This window comes from Cohnella sp. SGD-V74 (assembly GCF_003001675.1).
Classification (GTDB): domain Bacteria; phylum Bacillota; class Bacilli; order Paenibacillales; family Paenibacillaceae; genus Cohnella.
The window spans coordinates 1-18,208 of the sequence record NZ_PVYW01000016.1; the positions used below are offsets into that span (position 1 = coordinate 1).

An 18,208-nucleotide genomic window follows, 5' to 3' on the forward strand; every position below is an offset into this window, starting at 1 on the left:
CGTTTGCAATAGACGGAATCCGAAACGCGAACAATGCCCGATAGCAGCCGATTCGATTCTCTCGCAGCCATGGCGCGGCGAATTTTGTGACAGATGAGCCAGGCCGTTTTATAGGTGACATGGATCGCTTCGGAGAGCTGGCGGGCATTCACGCAGCGGGGCTGGGCATGCAGAAAAATGGCCTGGAACCAACGATGAAGAGGCGTACGGCTGCCCTCCATAATGGTGCCGGCGATCAGGGAAGTTTGCGTATGGCAGGAGCGACATTCGTAGAGCGGAATCCGACGGGTGGAAATGAGATAGAAAAGCGGGTGGTTGCAGCGCGGACAGCGAAAGCCGTCGGGCCACTTCAACTCGAACAGAACAGAGAAACAATCCGCTTCCTCTTTATAGACGGAACAAAATTTTTGGAATTTCTCCGCGGCTTCTTTAAGGCTCATACGAATCTCCCTTCCGCATTAAACGAACGTTTGTTCTCTACTCAATTATACCAAACATTTGTTCTTATTTAAAGTTGAAATTAGTTAATTTTTCTTTTTACCATCATGATTTCCAACTGACTCAAAGGGATATCGGCAAAAGGGGCGGAAAGGCGGTAGGGCGGGCTGGTGCAGCGCGAACTGACTGAAAGGGATAGTGGCAAAAGGGGCGGAAAGGCGGTAGGGCGGGCTGGTGCAGCGCGAACTGACTGAAAGGGATAGCGGCAAAAGGGGCGGAAAGGCGGTAGGGCGGGCTGGTACAGAGCGAACTGAAAGGCGGCGGGGTGAGCACGGGATAGGATGGGAAGGGAGAGGACGGATTGACATTCGCAGATGTCAATGATACATTAGCTACTGCTCTTTTGCTTTCCCTTGGCTATAATAGATGAAAGAGCTGAAATCACGAGGGGGACCATCTTTGAATCACAAGGTTACGATCAACAAGAAGGAAATCGCGGTTACGTTCACCAGTTACTATGATACGGAGCTGGGTGAATTTTTATTTAAGCAGGTCATGTGCGACGTTTATATGCCGGGCAACGAAGTCGTTCCGATCGACGTGGAGAAGGAGCAGATTCGGCGCATCGTCGAAGGTTTCAAGAAGCGCAAAGAGCTGTACGACGAAATTCCTAAAGAAAAAATCAAAGGCAAAGAATATTACGTCATCAATACGAAAATGCGGTACGATCTGGATTGGCTGAAGGGGAGGAAGCAGGAGCGCCCGATGTCGCTGGCCGAGCACGAGAAGCTGAAGGCGGACGCCGCCCGCGGCATCAAGCCTGCGCCCAAGCCGCCCGAGCGGGAACCGGAAGAAGCTCCGGCGCCGTCGAAGCGGGAACCGGTTGCTCCGGAGTACAAGGATGCCAGAAGAAAGTTTCTGCTTGCCGAAGGATTCAAGCATAATCTGGCCACGAACAACTGGGAGATCAAAGACATTCGCTTTCCCGACGCCAAGATCGACAAGGCCGCTTCCGATACGGAGTTCGAGGAAGGCATGAAGCGCCTGCTTGACGCATCCTACCAGAATCATCTGAAGCGCCGCACCTCTTCTTCCCGCAAGAACGAGTCCTGAACATAGATTGGCTTGAGCCGTTTGCGCCCTTTCGCAGGGTGCGGCGGCTTTTTTTGATTACAGCGGGCCCGGCGATAAGGGTGGACTAGGACAGGCGATGAAGGTCGGCCAGGCTCTGACGATAAGGATGGACTAGGACGGGCGATGAAGGTCGGCCAGGCCCTGGCGATAAGGATGACTAGGCCAGGCGATGAAGGTCGGTCAGGTCCTGGCGATAAGGGGTGACTAGCCTTGGAGATAGGGATGGACTAGGCCCAGCGGTGAGGGGGATCAGGCCCTGCGATAAAGGTGGACTAGGACGGGCGATGAGGGACGATCAGGCCAACGATGAAAGCCGATCAGGCCTGGTGTATTAAATCCGGCGGGAGTCATTGCCGGAACGCGCTGCATCGCGGGCTTCACTGGCTTTGATCAGCCTGTATTCTCCCGGAACGGTGCCGTATGCGCGGCGGAACTCGCGGGTGAAGTAGGTCGGCTCCATGCCGACGTGGCGGGCGATCTGGCCGATGGACAGGTTCTCGTTCGTCTCCAGCAGCAACTGCCCCGCCGTCAGCCGGACATGGCGCAAATACTGCAGCGGCGTCTTGTGGAAAGTCTGCAGGAACAGACGCGTCAGCTGCTTCTGCGAATAGCCGACCTGTTCCGCCAGATGGGCGATGCTGATTTCCCGGTGCATGTAATCCTGCATGAATTTCGCTGCTTTGAGCACGATCGAGGAACGCGACGTTTCAGGAGCAGGAAGCAGCAGGGCGTTCGGGTCCAAGTCGCCTGCAGACTGCTTGCGAAGCTCCGTCAGCAGGGCGAACAACAGCTCGGAAGCCGCCCACGTATCGTAGTCGGCGCCCGAATGACGCCAAATGCGCTCCACCAGCTCAAGCAGCCGGGCTACCGATTGGACGGGAATGGAGGCGGGAGCGTCGCCGAGCCCCCATGAAGCCCGGGCGATCGCCGAGCCGTGGAACGAGACGAAGGCGACCAGCCAATCTCCCTCGACGACGGGCACGTATTCGTTCGGATATCCGGCAGGAATGTACAGCACTGTATTCCGATGGACGATGTCCCATTTGTTCTGGCCGAGCAGATGCATCCGGCCTTTGCCCGATGCCGTGATCAGCAGCTGGTGGGCCGAAAATCCCTCCAGACGGCTAAGCGCGCTCTGCTGCTCCATCCCTACCGTGTACACAGTGAACGGAACGACGCGCTCTTCCGACTCCGACGGGAAATTGGAACGCAAAGCGAGCTTCACCGTCGCTCCCCCTCTCAAGAATGTCCATTTTGTACGAGGATGTGTCCCTTCCGAAAGTTGTCTGACTCAGTATAGCACATTCTATAATGGAACTAAGCAAGCTATCGAATCCTTCGAGAGGATGGTTGTCAAAGTGATCTCTGTTTCGAAATATTGGGAGGATCCCTCCATTCTGCAAGTCAACCGCGAGCCGGCTAGAGCGCACTATATTCCCTATGCAGACCGGAGCGGCGCGGCGTCGGGCAAGCGGGCGCGCTCGCCGTATTACGGGACGCTGAACGGAAGCTGGAAATTCCGTTACTATGACAGCGTTCAGGAAGTTCCGGAAGGTTTTTACGAAGAGAACGCCGACCGGTCCGGCTGGGATGAACTGCTCGTTCCTTCCTGCTGGCAGGTGAATGGCTACGACCAGCTTCACTATACGAACGTCAATTACCCGATTCCGTGTGATCCGCCGTACGTGCCGGACCGCAATCCGGCAGGTTTGTACGAGCGGGAGTTCGAGATTCCGGCTGCCTGGGCGGATAAAGAGAAATATGTTGTTTTCGAAGGCGTCAATTCTTGCTTCTACGTGTGGGTGAACGGGAGCTTCGTCGGCTACAGCCAGGGCAGCCGCGTCCCGGCGGAGTTCAAGCTGACCGGGTTAAGAGGCGGCAAAAACCGGATCGCCGTCATGGTGCTGAAGTGGTGCGACGGAACGTATATCGAAGACCAGGATGCCTGGCGGTACTCCGGCATTTTCCGGGACGTCTATTTGCTGGCGAGGGACAAGGCGCATGTGCGCGACGTGTTCCTGAAGCAGCAGCTGTCCGAGGACTTCGGTTCGGCCGAGCTTTCCGTTGACGTGGAAGCGGTCGGCGCTATCCAACTGTCCGTCTTCCTCACGGACGCGGAAGGAACGATGATCGCATCCGCGAATTCGGCGGTGTCCGGCGCGACGACGATCAAGCTTACAGTAAGCGATCCCGAGCTGTGGAATGCCGAGAGGCCGTATCTCTATAGGCTGTACGTGCAAGCAGGCGACGAAACGTTTTATTTTCCGGTAGGGTTCCGCAAGGTGGACATCGTCGACGGAGTTTTCCGTATCAACGGACAGGCCGTCAAGCTGAAGGGCGTCAACCGTCACGACTCGCACCCTTCGCTGGGCCAGACGATTCCGCTCAACCATATGATCCGCGACTTGAAGCTGATGAAGCGGCATAACGTCAATACGATCCGGACTTCCCACTATCCGAACGATACGCGTTTTCTCGACCTGTGCGACGAATACGGATTCTATGTCATCGATGAGGCGGATTTGGAATGCCACGGCATCGGCAGCGGAGATCCGGCGCGCGAGGGCGAGTTTCATCGCCTGACCAACGATCCCGCCTGGAAGGATGCTTTCGTGGATCGGGCGGTTCGCATGGTCGAGCGGGACAAAAACCATGCCTGCGTCATCATCTGGTCGATGGGCAACGAGTCGGGCTACGGTCCGAACCATATCGCGATGCAGGAGTGGACGAGAAGCCGTGACGGTTCGCGTCCCGTGCATTACGAAGGCGCGGCGCCGCATTACAAAGGAAGCACGGACACGGAAAGCCTGGACATGGAAAGCCGGATGTACGCTTCCCCGGCAGAGATCGAAGCATACGCGCAAGATCCGGCCAACCTCAAGCCGATGTTTCTGTGCGAATACAGCCACGCGATGGGCAACGGTCCCGGCGATCTGCATGATTACTGGGAAGTCATCTACCGCTATCCGAAACTGATGGGCGGATGCGTGTGGGAGTGGACCGATCACGGCATCTCCACCGAGACGCCGGAGGGCGTGCCTTATTTCGCTTACGGAGGCGACTTCGGCGATCTGCCGAACGACGGCAATTTCTGCATCGACGGACTGGTGACGCCGGACCGGAAGCCGCATACCGGATTGCTGGAGCTCAAGCAGGTCATCGCTCCGGTCAAGATCGAGAAATCCGATGCGGAGAAGGGAAGCTACCTGGTTCGCAATCTGTACGACTTTACGGATTTGTCCCGTGCGTACATCCAGTGGAAGCTGGAGGAGGACGGAAAAATCGTCCGCCAAGGCACGATCTGGCAGCTGGAGGCCGGTCCGCATCAGGAGCAGCTCGTCAAGCCGGATGTTGGATCCGACGATGCGGCCTCTCGTTTGCTGACGTTCTCGGTCCGCGCAAAGGAAGAGACGCCTTGGGCGGAAGCGGGATACGAGCTGACCTTCGCCCAATTCGAGCTGGGGGCGGAAGCGCCGCCGGTGTCCTCCGACTCGTCTGCCAGCGTTGCGCGGCCGCTTAGCGCCCGCGTCATCGATTCGGAGCTCGTGCTGGAGGGCGCGGATTTCCGGTACGTTTTCGATTTGGCAGGCGGAGCGTTCCGAAGCCTGAAGAAGCATGGTGTGGAGATGCTGGCGGCTCCGACGCGGTTTGCCATCTGGAGAGCGCCGACCGACAACGACATGTACGTGAAAAAACAGTGGTTTGACGAAGGTTATGACCGCGCGGAGACGAAGATTTATGCGTGCGAATGGAAGCAGACCGGGGAAGGAGTCGTCGAGATCGAAGCGCGGTTTTCGCTCGGCGGCTATATCCGTCGTCCGCTGCTGCACGGAGAAGCGGCCTGGACGGTCGACGGCTCCGGACAAATCGCGCTTGCGGTGAAGGCGAGCGTCCGAGAAGGGCTGCCGTATTTGCCGAGATTCGGCCTGCAATTGACGATGCCCAAGGGCAGCGAAGAGGTCGAATACGTCGGCTACGGCCCGCACGAGAGCTATGTCGACAAGCGCCGCAGCGTGAAAAAGGGACATTATTTGCTCGCGGTGGACGACATGTTCGAATCCTACATCCATCCGCAGGAGAACGGGGCCAGAAACGATACGGAATGGGCAATCGTCTCCAACGAACAGGGAATGGGGCTTCGCTTCGAGAGCGGCCGTCCGTTCTCGTTCGGAGCGTCTCATTATCCGGCGGAGGAGCTGACGCGGGCCACGCATGCGCATCTGCTCAAAAAAAGCGCCGAGACGATCGTTCACCTCGACTACCGGATGAGCGGCGTCGGCTCCAACTCGTGCGGTCCGCAGCTTGCCGACAAGTACCGGATTGACGAGCGGGAATTCGCCTTCGACCTGCGGATCAAACCCGTTTTCAAGGAAGACGAATAACGAGCGAAGCGGGGGATGACGGATGGCGCACGAGACAGGACATCGGGCTGAACGGAAGGAAGAGGACCGGATGGAGGGCGAGCTGCTGCTGACGTTCGCGGATTTCGGAGGGCGCCCGGATACGGGGGAGGATGCCGGCCCGGCGATGAGGCGCGCATTGACCGCGGCTGCCGAGGCCCGGCGGCCCGTCCGGCTCGCGATCGAACCCGGACGCTACGATTTCTATGCGGAATCGGCCGAGCGGGCGTCGTACTATATCACGAACACGGCAAGCGAACAGGAAAACCCGAACCCTGCCAAGACGATCGGCATCCTCATGAAGGGGCTGAAAGACTTTACGTTGGACGGGGGAGGCGCGTTATTTCTATTTCATGGTAAAATGACGATGTTTGTTATCGATGAGTGCGAGAGAATCGCCGTGCGCAACTTGCGCACGGACTTCGCGCAGCCGACGGTGGTCGAGATGACGATTGCGCGGCTGGGAGATGGCTATATGGACGTATCCGTTCATCCCGATTCCCGCTATTCGATCGCCGAAGGCAGGCTTTCCTGGACCGGACCGGGCTGGAGTTTCCTCGAAGGGCCGATGCAGGCGTTCGATCCGGAGCGCAACGTCACCTGGCGCATCGACAACGTCGTCGCCCGCGCGGAGAGCGCCGAGGAGCTGGCTCCCGGAACGATCCGGCTTCGCTTCGGCGAGGAGCCGGGCGAAGCTCTGGCAGTGGGCTGGACGCTGCAGGTTCGGGACGGCATTCGAGATCAGGTCGGCGCGTTCATTCACCGCAGCCGGGACGTGAAATGGCGGGATGTCGGCGTCCATTTCACGCACGGGCTCGGCATCGTCGGGCAGTTCAGCGCCGATCTGAGCTTCCGCAGGCTGGATATGTCGCCTCGGCCGGAAACGGGACGGACGGTGGCCGCGTTCGCGGATTTCGTTCACCTGTCGGGCTGCGGGGGCAAAATCGAAATTGCGGACAGCCGGTTCGTCGGCGCTCACGACGATGTCATCAACGTGCACGGCACGCATCTGCGCATCGTCGGCCGTCCTTCCGAGCGACAGCTCGCCGTTCGCTTCATGCATTCGCAGACGTACGGCTTCGCGGCGTTCGCGGCGGGAGACGAGATCGAATTCGTCCGGGCGGGCTCGTTAACGCCGTTCGGACGCGGCCGAGTGGCGGCGGCAGAGCTGACTTGCCCGCGCGAGATGCTGCTGACGCTGGAGGACAGGCCGCCAGAGGGCATCGGCGAAACGGACGTTGTCGAGAACGCGACATGGACGCCCGAAGCGGAAATCCGCGGCAACTACTTCGCCCGCATTCCGACAAGGGGCGTGCTGGCGACGACAAGGCGGCCGGTCGTCATCGCGGACAACGTGTTCGAGCGGATGCGGATGAGCGCTGTGCTCGTCGCCGACGACGCGGCGTCCTGGTACGAGTCGGGCCGTGTGGAGGATTTGACGGTCCGGGGCAACCGCTTTATCGAATGCGGCGGTCCTGATCAAGCCGTCATCGCCATCGTTCCGGAGAACGAGGAGATCGACGAGGAAGCGCCGGTGCATAGCGGTATTCGCATCGAAGACAACGTGTTCGAGACGCGGGAAGCGCGGGTGCTGGACGCGAAGAGCACGCGTTCGCTGGAGTTCTCCGGCAATACGGTCCGCTTTCTGGATGAAGATGCCGCCGAGCCGGAACAACGGGCTTTCCGGTTTGTCGCCTGCAGCGAAGTGAAGATCGGGAACAACCGGTTCGAGAAAGGGTTCGCGCAGGCGTGACGTGATGCGAAGGTGTGAAGCAACGCAAAGGCGCGGAAATGGAACGTAACGACGAACGACAGGGGGAAAGAACAACGTGAAGCTGCAATACGACAAACCGGCTTTCAGATGGACGGAAGCTTTGCCGCTGGGCAACGGCCGGATCGGGGCAATGCACTTCGGAGGCGTCGAACGGGAGCGCATCGGCTTGAACGAGGATACGCTGTGGTCGGGAACGCCGTCCAAAGACGGCAACAACAAGCGCGCGCTGGAAGTGCTGCCGGAAGTCCGCAAGCTTGTACGGGAGGGACGCTACGAGGAGGCTGATCTGAAGAGCAAGGAGATGATGGGCGACTATTCGCAGTCTTACTTGCCTTTCGGGGATCTTGTGCTGACCTTCGGTCACGGGGACGTGTGCCGTTCGTATCGGAGATCGCTCGATCTGAACGATGCGGTATCGCGGGTCGAATACGAGATCGGCGGGGTTAGCTATAAGCGGGAGCTGTTCGTCTCGCATCCCGACCGCGCGCTCGTTCTCCGGCTGGAAGCCGGCGCGCCCGGAGCCCTGGAGGTTCATGCGCGTCTGGACAGTCCGCTTCGCCACGCGACTTCGTCCGAGAACGGAAGGCTCGTTCTGCGCGGAATCGCGCCGGAGCACGTCTCGCCGAGCTACTACGATTCGCCCGATCCGATCGTTTACGGAGACGAGGCGACGTCGGAGGCGATTCGGTTCGCGGGCGTTCTGCACGTCTCGGCGGAAGGTGGAACCGTTCGTGCGGACGGAGACGGTCTGCACGTGCTGGGCGCGCGCAGCGCCACGTTCGTATTCGCCGCGGCAACGACTTTTAACGGCGCGGCGGATGCGGCCGCGGAAGCGGGCCAGCACCTGGACGGAGCGCTGGCCAAAGCTTACGCCGCGCTTCGCGCCGACCATATCGCCGACTACCAGGCTCTGTTCGACCGAGTGCGGCTAGATCTTGGCGAACGCATTTCCCCCGAGGGGATGTCGACCGACGAGCGGGTCGCCGCGTACGGGTCGTCCGATCCGGATCTTGTCGGACTGTTATTCCAGTACGGACGTTATCTGACGATCGCCGGCTCCCGTCCGGGGACGCAGGCGACGAATTTGCAGGGCATATGGAACGATCTCACTCGTCCGCCGTGGAGCAGCAATTATACGATCAATATCAACACGCAGATGAACTATTGGCCGGTCGAGACGGCCAACCTGTCGGAATGCCACGAGCCGATGATTTCCTTGATCGGCAGAGTGGCGCGAAGCGGGAGCAAAACCGCGGAGATCCACTACGGCTGCCGCGGATGGGTCGCGCACCATAACGTCGACCTCTGGGGCCATTCGGCTCCGGCGGGAGGGCGTGGAGCGGGGGACGCCTCCTGGGCGATATGGCCGATGGGCGGCGTCTGGCTGGCACAGCATCTGTGGGAGCATTACGCTTTCGGCGGGGATGCCGCTTACTTGCGGGACACCGCTTATCCGACAATGAAGGAAGCGGCGCTGTTCTGCCTCGATTTCCTCGAAGAAGACGAGAGCGGCCGCTTGTCGACCTGCCCGTCGACCTCGCCCGAGCATAAGTTCCGCTACGACGGCAAGCTGGCTGGAGTCGGCCGCGCGTCGACGATGGACATGTCGCTGATCTGGGATCTGTTCACGAATTGCATCGAATCGGCCGAAGCGCTTGGAACGGACGAACGGTTCGCGGAGGAGCTTCGCGCCGCCAGAGCCAAGCTGTATCCGCTTCAGGTCGGACGGGGCGGGCGATTGCAGGAATGGTTCGAGGATTTCGAGGACGAGGATCCGTATCATCGCCACGTGTCGCATCTGTTCGGCGTCTATCCGGGCCGGCAGCTGACGGAGCGGGATACGCCGGAGCTGTTCGCCGCCGCCCGCCGTTCGCTGGAGCTGCGCGGCAACGAAGGCACGGGCTGGAGCCTTGGCTGGAAGGTCGGACTGTGGGCCCGGTTCCGCGAGGGGAACCAGAGCTACGAGCTGCTGACGAACCTGATGAGGCTTTCGGGAGAGGGCACGAATTATTCGCGGGGCGGCTTGTATCCGAACCTGTTCGACGCGCATCCGCCGTTCCAGATCGACGGCAACTTCGCCGCGACTTCCGGAATCGTCGAGATGCTGCTGCAATCGCATCAGAACGCATTGGAGCTGCTCCCGGCGCTGCCGGACGCCTGGCCGACCGGCAGCGTGGAAGGGCTGCGGGGCCGCGGCGGCTTCGAAGTCGGCATTCGCTGGCGCGAGGGCCGGCTGGAAGAGGCGGACGTGCGTTCCTTGCACGGCCGGGTTTGCGAGATCGCGGAGGCGGGGGAACTGTCCGTTACGGCGGACGGAGAGGAAGTAGTCGTTCAGCGCTCGCAGCAAGGAGGAATCCGGTTCGCCACCGAGACGGGCCGGACGTACCGCATTCGTCCCCTCTAGACGATAGAGGAGCGACAAGTCTTCGGAAGGATGGAGTAGACGCGACAACATGACCACGATCGAGAGAGTTCACGTCGTTTTCAAGACGCATCTGGATATCGGTTTTACCCACCTGGCGGCCCGTGTGGCCGAGCAGTACAGGGAGGAATACATTCCGAAGGCGATCGAGCTCTCGGAGCGGCTGGAGGAGGAAGGCGGCCCGGCCGGTTTCGTCTGGACGACCGGCTCGTGGCTGATCCGGCACTATCTGGATTCGGCCTCGGACGAGGAGAGACGCCGGATGGAGAACGCGATTGCCCGCGGGCATATCGCCTGGCACGGCCTTCCGTTCACGACGCATACGGAGCTGATGGACGAGGAATTGCTCCGGTTCGGCTTGTCGATCAGCCGCGATCTGGACGCCGCCTACGGCAAGACGACGATCTCGGCCAAGATGACCGACGTGCCCGGCCATACGCTGGGCATGGTCCCGCATATGGCGCGGGCCGGCATCCGCTATTTGCATCTGGGCGTCAATCCGGCGTCGAAGCGGCCCGACGTGCCTCGGCTGTTCCGCTGGCAGGCGGAGGACGGTTCGGAGATTATCGTCAACTATGCGGGCACGTACGGGGAGGAGCTGCAGCTGGAAGGGCTTCGCGACGTACTCGTCTTCGCCCACACGGGGGACAACTGCGGCCCGCCGTCGGCGGAGGAAATCCGCGAGCAGTTCGAGGAGATCGGCAGCCGTTATCCCGGCGCGGAAGTAGTCGCTTCGACGATGGACGCGTTCGCGCGCAAGCTGCTGGAAGCGAACTGCGAGCTGCCGGTCGTTCGAGAGGAGCTCGGCGATACGTGGATTCACGGAGCCGGGACGGACCCGCTTAAGCTGGCTCGCTACCGGGAGCTTCTGCGTCTGCGTTCCCGTTGGCTGGAGGAAGGGAAGCTCAAGCGTACGGATGAAGCGTATCGGCTCATGAGCATGGAGCTGCTGATGGTTGCCGAGCATACGTGGGGACTGGACGTAAAGAAATGGCTTCCCGACTTTCGCAATTACGCCAAGCGGGATTTCCAAGCCGCTCGCCTGCAAGATGAGGTGGACCCCGCCGACGTGCCGGCGAAGTTCGGGTATATCGGAGCGTTCGCGATGGACGAATTCGACAAGCATTCCGGCACGCTGTTCTCGGCGGAGGAGAGCCGGCGCTCGTATTCGCTGATCGAGAGCTCCTGGGCGGAGCAGCGGCAGTATGTGGACCGGGCGGTTTCGCATCTGGACGAGCCGCTGCGCGGGGAAGCGGTCGGCGCGCTTGACGATCTTGCGCCGAAGGCTGAGCAGCCGGGCGGATTAATGCTTGGCGCGGCGTCGGGCAGCTTCGCTCCCGGCAGCGGCTGGCAAGCGGAATTCGACGCAAGCGGCGCGCTGATCCGACTGTCGGACGCGAGCGGCAAGCGATGGGTCGACGAGGCGCACCCGTTCGGCGCGTACCGATACGAGACGTTCGGCACGGAGGATTACGCCCGTTACTTCCGCACGTACATGCAGAACCTGCCCATCACGCATCCGTGGGCGGACGCGGACTTCGGCAAGCCTGGCTTCGAGTTCGTCCGTCCGCTGCCGAGCCATCGGCTGTATGCGCCCACGCTGAACGACATGCGGCGGCTGGACGACGGCCGATACGTGCTGCGGCTGGTTATGCCGGAGGAAGCTCACGAAGAATATGGCGCTCCGAGGGAACTGGAAATCGCGTATGCGTTCGGACCGGAGACGATCGACGTTTCGCTGCAATGGTTCGGCAAGGACGCCAACCGTCTTCCCGAAGCGAGCTGGTTCGGCTGTGCGCTTCACGTCGACAACCCGAATCTGTGGACGATGGACAAGCTGGGGCTGTCCGTATCCCCGCTGCGCGTCGTGAAGGGCGGCAACCGCAATCTGCATGCTATCGGCAGCGGCGTCCATTACGAGGGGGCGGACGGCTTCGCTTCCATCGAGACGCTGGACGCGGCTTTGGTCGCGCCGGGTGGCGGCAGGCTGCTGCAATTCGACCAATCGTTCGCTTCGCTGGAGCGGGGCTTTCATTTTAACCTGCACAACAATATTTGGGGAACGAACTTCCCGATGTGGTTCGGGGAGGACGCGAAGTTCCGGTTCAGGCTTCGCCTGAAATCAAATCCGCAGTAATCGGTTGATCGGACCCGCAATAAGGAACACTTGGAGGAGAGGTAGCGCGCGCTGCCTCTCTTTCGGCATTGGCGGTTTGACCGGGCAGGCGAGGCCGGCAAGGACGGAAGAAGGGGCGGCAAGGAGAATGCAACCGCAAGCACGGAGGAAGGGGGAAGAAAGGTGCGCAAAGTGTTGATCGTCGAAGACGAGCCGCAAATTCGCGGCGGGTTGTTGGGCTTGTCTCTGTGGCAGGAACTTGGGTTCGCGGAAGCGAACGGCGCCGAAGACGGGGAGGAGGCGCTGGAAGCCGTCCGTTCGTCGCCGGAGATTAGCTTGGTCGTCACCGACATTCGCATGGAGAGGATGAGCGGCCTCGAGCTGATTCGAAAACTGCAGGAAGAGGTCGGCTACGCCGGGAAAGTGGTCATTTTGAGCGGGTACGACGATTTTCAATATGCACGGCAGGCGATGAACTACGGCGTCGTCGATTTCCTGCTGAAGCCGGTGGATGTAGCGGAGTTGAAGCAGGTCGCGAAGAAGGCGCTGGCGATGCTGGAGCGGGAGGAACGCCGGAGGGTGAGCCTCTATCTGGTGGAGGACGCCATTCCGAAGCTGAGAGAGGAGCTGCTGCAGGATCTGATCGAGCGCGCTCCGGTTCCGTCGTCGAAGGAGCAGGTTCACCGGCAGTTGGCGCAATACGGCATCGAGTGGCTCGCGGACCGCAGGTTGGTCATGCTGGCGCTGGAAGCGGACAACCTCAAGGCGTTCGCGCAGATGGGCTACACCGAGAAGGAGCGCGAGCGGGTGCGCTTCGCGATCGGCAACGTGCTCGAGCATTCGCTGCTGGAGCAGGCGGAGAGCGCGGGCAGCTATGTGTGGCTGCGATCCAGGCCGGAGGGCAGATGGATCGTCGTGTTCTCCGCAGAGGAGGAAGGGAATCCGGCGCTGCTCCGATGGCTCGGGGAATTCAAGACGCTGCTCGCCGCCCGTCTGAAGCAATACGTGAAGACGAGCGCGACGATCGTCGTGTCGGGGGAGGGCGACTTGGCCGCGCTGCCGGAGCTGTATGAGGAAGCTTGCCGCAAGCTGACGCAGACCAAAATTTACGGGGAAGCGGACGAGGATCCGGAGGCGGCGCGAACGTTTCGCGACGTCGACGTTCTGACGGAACCGCGGGCGCTTGCGGAACTGCTGAAGCACGGGGACGAGCAGGACGTGCGCGAGGCGGCGTCGCTCTTTCCCGTCATGGTGCGCGAATGGGGAGTCGAGCAGCTTCGGGATCTGCACCATCGGGTGTTCGAGTGGCTGCTCGACGTGTTCGAGGAAGCCCGAAGGGCGGGCTGGAAGCGGGAGGATTGGAAAAAGCGGCCGCTGCTCGTCTGGGAGAAGATCGAAGCGCTGGATACCTCGGAAGCGCTGCAGCCGCTCGTGCTGGAATATTTGCTGCAAGCGAACGCCGAGCTGCAGGGAGAGTCCGCCTCCCGCAGCCAAATCTTCGAAAAGGCCAAGCAGTTCATCGACGAGCGATTCCGCGAACCGATTACGGTGCAGGCGGTGGCCGATCACGTGTACCTGTCGCCGGAATGGCTGAGTACACTGTTCAAGAAACACGCAGGCATGACCTTTCTGGACTACTTGACGCACCTGAGAATCGAGCAAGCCAAGGAACTGCTGCAGGACGTTTCCCTGAAAATTTACCAGATCGGCAGCGAGGTGGGCTACCGGGACACGGTGTATTTTTCCAAACTGTTCAAAAGAAAGGTCGGCTGCACGCCCAACGAATATCGCAACTTGAAGGGGCTGGGCGGAGATGATTGAACGGACGCGTCACCCGCTGTCGATGCGCTACCGGTTCATGCTCGTTTTTTTCGCGCTGATCGTCATTCCGTTTGCGCTGGTCGGCTACCTGGCCTGGTCCAAATCGGAGAAAACGATTCGCGGCAGCCATCTCGACTCGGTCGTGCAAACCGCCAAAAATCTCGACAACTTCTTCCAATACGTCGTGAACGAGCAGGACAAGATTATGGCGTCCGACGAGCTGCAGGCGTTGTTCGACCCGGCCCGGAACGATCCGGCCGACGAGATCGCGTACTCGAACAAGCTGATCGCCTACGCCGACTCGCTCAACTATTCGAACAAGCTGTTCCGAATCCGGCTGTTTCCGCTGCATCCGTCCGAGCATCCGACTTACATGAGATCGGCTTACGGCAGCCTTGATCTGGAGCAGGCTCCATGGTTCGCCGACATCGCCGCGAACGGCCGGCCGTTCTGGAAGAGGTTCGACTCGGCGGATCATCCGAACCTGTTCGTGCAGCCGACTCTGGGCAACGCGAAGCGGCTGCACAGCTTGAAAACCTATGCGCCGCTAGGCGTCGTCGTCATGGAGATCCGGCCGTCCATCCTCGAGGAATTTATTCATCCGATGCGCCAATTTCGCAACCAGGAGCTGCTTCTCGTCGACAAGAACGGATTTCCCGTCTACAGTTCGAACGGTCGCTACCAAGCCGTGGAGCCCGGCCTGCTCGCCGAGCTTAAGCCGTCTCTCGCGTCCGCGACGATCGACCATGACGGCCGCAAATCGCTGCTCAGCTTCTCCGCGGTCATGGGCGACGAGCTGAGACTGATCAGCATCGTGCCAAACAAAGATCTGAACAACCCGATCGCCGTGCTCAACAAGGTAACGGTGGCTCTGCTCGGTTTCTATTTTCTGCTGTCTCTTTTTCTGGCCGGCTACTTGACGGTCACCTATACGGGCCCGATCTCGCAGCTGGTCCGCCGAATGAAGGCGATGACGCGCAGCGACTTCAAGGAGGATACGCTCGCGGATACGCGGTATGCGGACAGGAGCGACGAAGTGGGCTTGCTCTACCGCGGAATGTCCGCGATGGTCGGGGAAATCCATCGGCTGCTCAAGGAGACGAAGGATTCGGAGAAGCGCAAGAAGCAGCTGGAGTTCCAGGTTCTCGCGTATCAGATCAATCCGCATTTTCTGTACAATACGCTCGATACGATTCGCTGGAAGGCCGAAGCCCATAACGTCGGGGAGATCGGCGACATCGTCAGCTCGCTCGGCTCGCTGTTCCGTCTCAGCTTGAACGGAGGCCGGGAGCTGACGAGCGTGGAGCGCGAGCTGGAGCTGCTGAAGGCGTACGTCGATATCGAAAAAACGCGCCGTTCCCGGCCGATTCGCGTCACGTACATGATCGAGGAGGAGATCCGGGGGCTGCCGCTTATGCGTCTTGTGCTGCAGCCGCTCGTCGAGAACGCGATCCGCCACGGCATCTCCGGCAAAGGCGAGACGGGCATGATCATCGTGCAAGGTGGTCTGGAGGAGGAGAAGCTCGTCTTCCGCGTTACGGACAACGGGCCGGGCATCCCCGAGGAGATCGCCGGGGAACTGCTGAGCCCGACGTCGGAGCATCCCCGCAAGGAGCGGGAGGGCGGTCTTGGCTTGATTAACGTGCACGAGCGCTTACAGCATTATTTTGGCGATCCGTACGGTCTGGAAATCGAGAGCGAGGCGGGCAAAGGCGCGACGATCGTGCTGAAGCATCCCGTACTGCCGAAGGACGCGACGGATTTGGACGGCTTGGCGGACCCTGTCGGATAAAGCGGCGAGGGGCTGTCCCATAAGCAGGGACGTACAAAATTATCGATGAAAAAAAGAGGGCATCTATCTCCTGGAGACTGCCTCATACGGTCCTGAAATCACCCTGTAACGGGTTTGCCTATTCAGATTTCAGGATCGTATAGCATCGGAAGGAGATAGATGCCCACTATCATTCACCTATCGATAATTGTTCGGTACGTCTCTTCTTACTTATGGGACAGCCCCTTTTTCATGTGCGGGAGGGATCGGGAGAAGTGCGGGATACGCCTGGAAAGTCGTCCGACCGGTTTGGACCGTCATAGGTGTCAAGTCCATCGTCCGGGGGGCCGGGCGCGAAGCCTCCGGCTTTTGCGGCAGTCAAAGGTTTTGTACCAGTAAAGCTTAAAGCTGTCTCATAGGTTGGCGGACGGGGCGGTGGTATCCTTGGTGTACGGGAGGGGAATGACATGAAGGAAGCGATGGCGACGCCGAACAAGCAGGGCGGCGGAACCTGGAAAAAACTGAAATCCCAATGGACCTTGCAATTGATGATTCTGCCCTGCATAGCGTTTCTGATCGTATTCGCGTACATCCCGCTGGCGGGCAACATCATCGCGTTTCAAAACTTCAAGATTACGTCCGGTTTTACCGGCAGCGAATTCGTCGGGCTAGGCCATTTCGCCGAGATGCTTCGCGATCCGACCTTCCACCAGGCGATGAAAAACACGGTTCTGCTGAGCCTGCTGTATTTGCTGGTCGTTTTTCCGATGCCGCTGCTGTTCGCGCTGCTGATCAACGAGATTCCGTTCAGGAGATTCCGGAAGCTTGTGCAGACGACGAGCTATTTGCCGCATTTTATCGCCTTCGCGATGGTCGCCTCGATGTGGATCATTTTGCTGGACCCGAAAGGGCTCGTCAACGAAACGATGCAGCTGCTGCATCTGATCCGGCATCCGATCGAGTTCTGGACGGAGCCGGGACTGTTCCGGCCGCTGTCGACGCTGATCAGCATCTGGAAGGAGACGGGGTGGGGCGCGATTATTTTCCTGGCCGCAATCGCCGGCATCCAGCCCGATCTGTACGAAGCTGCGATGATCGACGGAGCCGGGCGGATCAAGCGCATTGTGCATATCACGCTGCCGAATCTCGTGCCCTTGTTCGCGATGCTGTTCATCCTGAAAGCCGGCACGCTGTTCACCGGCAACCTGGATCACTCGATTCTGCTCGGCAATTCGTTCAATAAAGATACGTCGTATGTCATCGAATATTATTCGCTGCAAATGGGGCTGGAGCTTACCCGCTATTCCTACGCCACGGCGATCAGCTCGTTCCAGGCGCTCATGTCGCTGCTGCTCGTGCTGTTCGCGAACTGGTTCTCGGGCCGGGTGTCCGGCAATCGGCTGTTCTGAATCCATCAAGGGCAAAGGAGGGAGCGGACTTGCGTTCCTACATCAAGCTGACGCGGGAAGACCGGATCGTGAACGCGACGGTGACGATTTTCGGCATTGTGGCGTTTCTGGCTACCTTTTATCCGCTGTATTACTTGCTGATCTATTCGCTGAACGATCCGGTCGACGCGGCCGGAGGCGGGCTGTACTGGTTTCCGAGGCAGTTTACGTTCGATAATTACGCCGTTATTTTTCGCGACGAGCAGCTGCTTAATTCATTCCTGCTGACGGTCGCGCGGACGGCGCTCGGCACGCTGACCGGCGTGCTGTTCACGGCGATGGGCGCGTACGCCTTGTCCAAATCGCGGCTGGTGTTCCGCAAAACGTATTCGATGATCGGACTGGTGACGATGTACGTCAGCGGCGGACTGATTCCAACCTACCTGCTGCTGCAAAAGCTCCATCTGCTCAATACGTTCTGGGTGTATATTATCCCGTCGTTGTTCAATATTTTCAACGCGCTGCTGTTTATGGCTTTTTTCCGGCAATTGCCGGAGGAGCTGGAGGAGTCCGCGAAGGTGGACGGCAGCGGGGACTTCTATATTTTCGCCAGAATCATTCTGCCGCTGTCGAAGCCGGTGCTGGCGACGGTCGCCCTGTTCGTGGCCGTCAACCATTGGAACGATTGGTTCAGCTCCGCCTACTTCGTCTCGAACCAGCAGCTGTGGACGCTGCCGACGATTATCGTGCGCATGCTGTCCGACACGGCGATTATCGAGAACATGCAGAGCCTGCCGCCGAACATGAGGATGGACCCGCTGTCCACGCTGATGGCGATCAAATACGCGACGCTGATCGTGACGGTGCTGCCGATTACGCTCGTGTATCCGTTCATTCAGAAGTATTTCGTGCAGGGCATGATGGTCGGGGCTATCAAAGCTTAA

11 protein-coding genes are annotated in these 18,208 nt (G+C 59.9%); 9 read left to right on the forward strand and 2 right to left on the reverse strand.

Annotated features, from left to right (window positions below):
• Window positions 1–440 (reverse strand): transposase (locus B0G52_RS22515; RefSeq protein ID WP_143762620.1); only part of this gene is annotated, 440 nt, incomplete at its 3' end.
• Between the two features lie 457 nt (window positions 441–897).
• Here B0G52_RS22515 and B0G52_RS22520 point away from each other — a divergent pair.
• Complete coding sequence (locus B0G52_RS22520) at window positions 898–1,551, forward strand: hypothetical protein (RefSeq protein ID WP_094047653.1); 654 nt, start codon at window positions 898–900, stop codon at window positions 1,549–1,551.
• A 352-nt stretch (window positions 1,552–1,903) separates the two neighbouring features.
• Here B0G52_RS22520 and B0G52_RS22525 read toward each other — a convergent pair whose 3' ends face one another.
• The gene (locus B0G52_RS22525) at window positions 1,904–2,797 is read right to left on the reverse strand and encodes an AraC family transcriptional regulator (protein ID WP_094047654.1); all 894 of its coding nucleotides are present in this window, start codon (window positions 2,795–2,797) and stop codon (window positions 1,904–1,906) included.
• Window positions 2,798–2,930: 133 nt separating this feature from the next.
• On the opposite strand from B0G52_RS22525, the gene B0G52_RS22530 reads away from it, so the two are divergent.
• The 8 genes from B0G52_RS22530 to B0G52_RS22565 all read left to right on the forward strand — a co-directional run bounded on the left by B0G52_RS22530 (window position 2,931) and on the right by B0G52_RS22565 (window position 18,208).
• On the forward strand, window positions 2,931–5,954 hold the full coding sequence (locus B0G52_RS22530) for a glycoside hydrolase family 2 TIM barrel-domain containing protein (RefSeq protein WP_094047655.1): 3,024 nt from the start codon (window positions 2,931–2,933) through the stop codon (window positions 5,952–5,954).
• Window positions 5,955–5,976: 22 nt separating this feature from the next.
• Window positions 5,977–7,725, forward strand: a complete 1,749-nt coding sequence (locus B0G52_RS22535) for an alpha-1,3-galactosidase-related protein (RefSeq protein ID WP_094047656.1) — start codon at window positions 5,977–5,979, stop codon at window positions 7,723–7,725.
• 76 nt (window positions 7,726–7,801) lie between these two features.
• Window positions 7,802–10,150 (forward strand): glycoside hydrolase family 95 protein, encoded by a 2,349-nt coding sequence (locus B0G52_RS22540; protein WP_094047657.1) that lies wholly within the window; start codon window positions 7,802–7,804, stop codon window positions 10,148–10,150.
• Between the two features lie 49 nt (window positions 10,151–10,199).
• The gene (locus tag B0G52_RS22545) at window positions 10,200–12,305 is read left to right on the forward strand and encodes a DUF5054 domain-containing protein (protein WP_094047658.1); all 2,106 of its coding nucleotides are present in this window, start codon (window positions 10,200–10,202) and stop codon (window positions 12,303–12,305) included.
• Between the two features lie 162 nt (window positions 12,306–12,467).
• Window positions 12,468–14,105 carry a response regulator gene (locus tag B0G52_RS22550; RefSeq protein ID WP_094047659.1) on the forward strand — a complete coding sequence of 546 codons (1,638 nt, stop codon included), beginning with the start codon at window positions 12,468–12,470 and terminating at the stop codon, window positions 14,103–14,105.
• Window positions 14,098–15,897 (forward strand): sensor histidine kinase, encoded by a 1,800-nt coding sequence (locus B0G52_RS22555; RefSeq protein WP_094047660.1) that lies wholly within the window; start codon window positions 14,098–14,100, stop codon window positions 15,895–15,897. The genes B0G52_RS22550 and B0G52_RS22555 overlap by 8 nt, the downstream gene beginning before the upstream one ends.
• A 446-nt stretch (window positions 15,898–16,343) precedes the next feature.
• Window positions 16,344–17,285, forward strand: coding sequence for an ABC transporter permease (locus tag B0G52_RS22560; protein ID WP_094047661.1), 942 nt, complete (start codon window positions 16,344–16,346; stop codon window positions 17,283–17,285).
• Between the two features lie 29 nt (window positions 17,286–17,314).
• Complete coding sequence (locus B0G52_RS22565) at window positions 17,315–18,208, forward strand: carbohydrate ABC transporter permease (RefSeq protein WP_094047662.1); 894 nt, start codon at window positions 17,315–17,317, stop codon at window positions 18,206–18,208.

Coding starts and splice junctions, on each gene's coding strand:
- B0G52_RS22535 (WP_094047656.1), top strand. CDS start 5,977: ATGGCGCACGAGACAGGACATCGGGCTGAACGGAAGGAAGAGGACCGG.
- B0G52_RS22545 (WP_094047658.1), top strand. CDS start 10,200: ATGACCACGATCGAGAGAGTTCACGTCGTTTTCAAGACGCATCTGGAT.
- B0G52_RS22555 (WP_094047660.1), top strand. CDS start 14,098: ATGATTGAACGGACGCGTCACCCGCTGTCGATGCGCTACCGGTTCATG.
- B0G52_RS22560 (WP_094047661.1), top strand. CDS start 16,344: ATGAAGGAAGCGATGGCGACGCCGAACAAGCAGGGCGGCGGAACCTGG.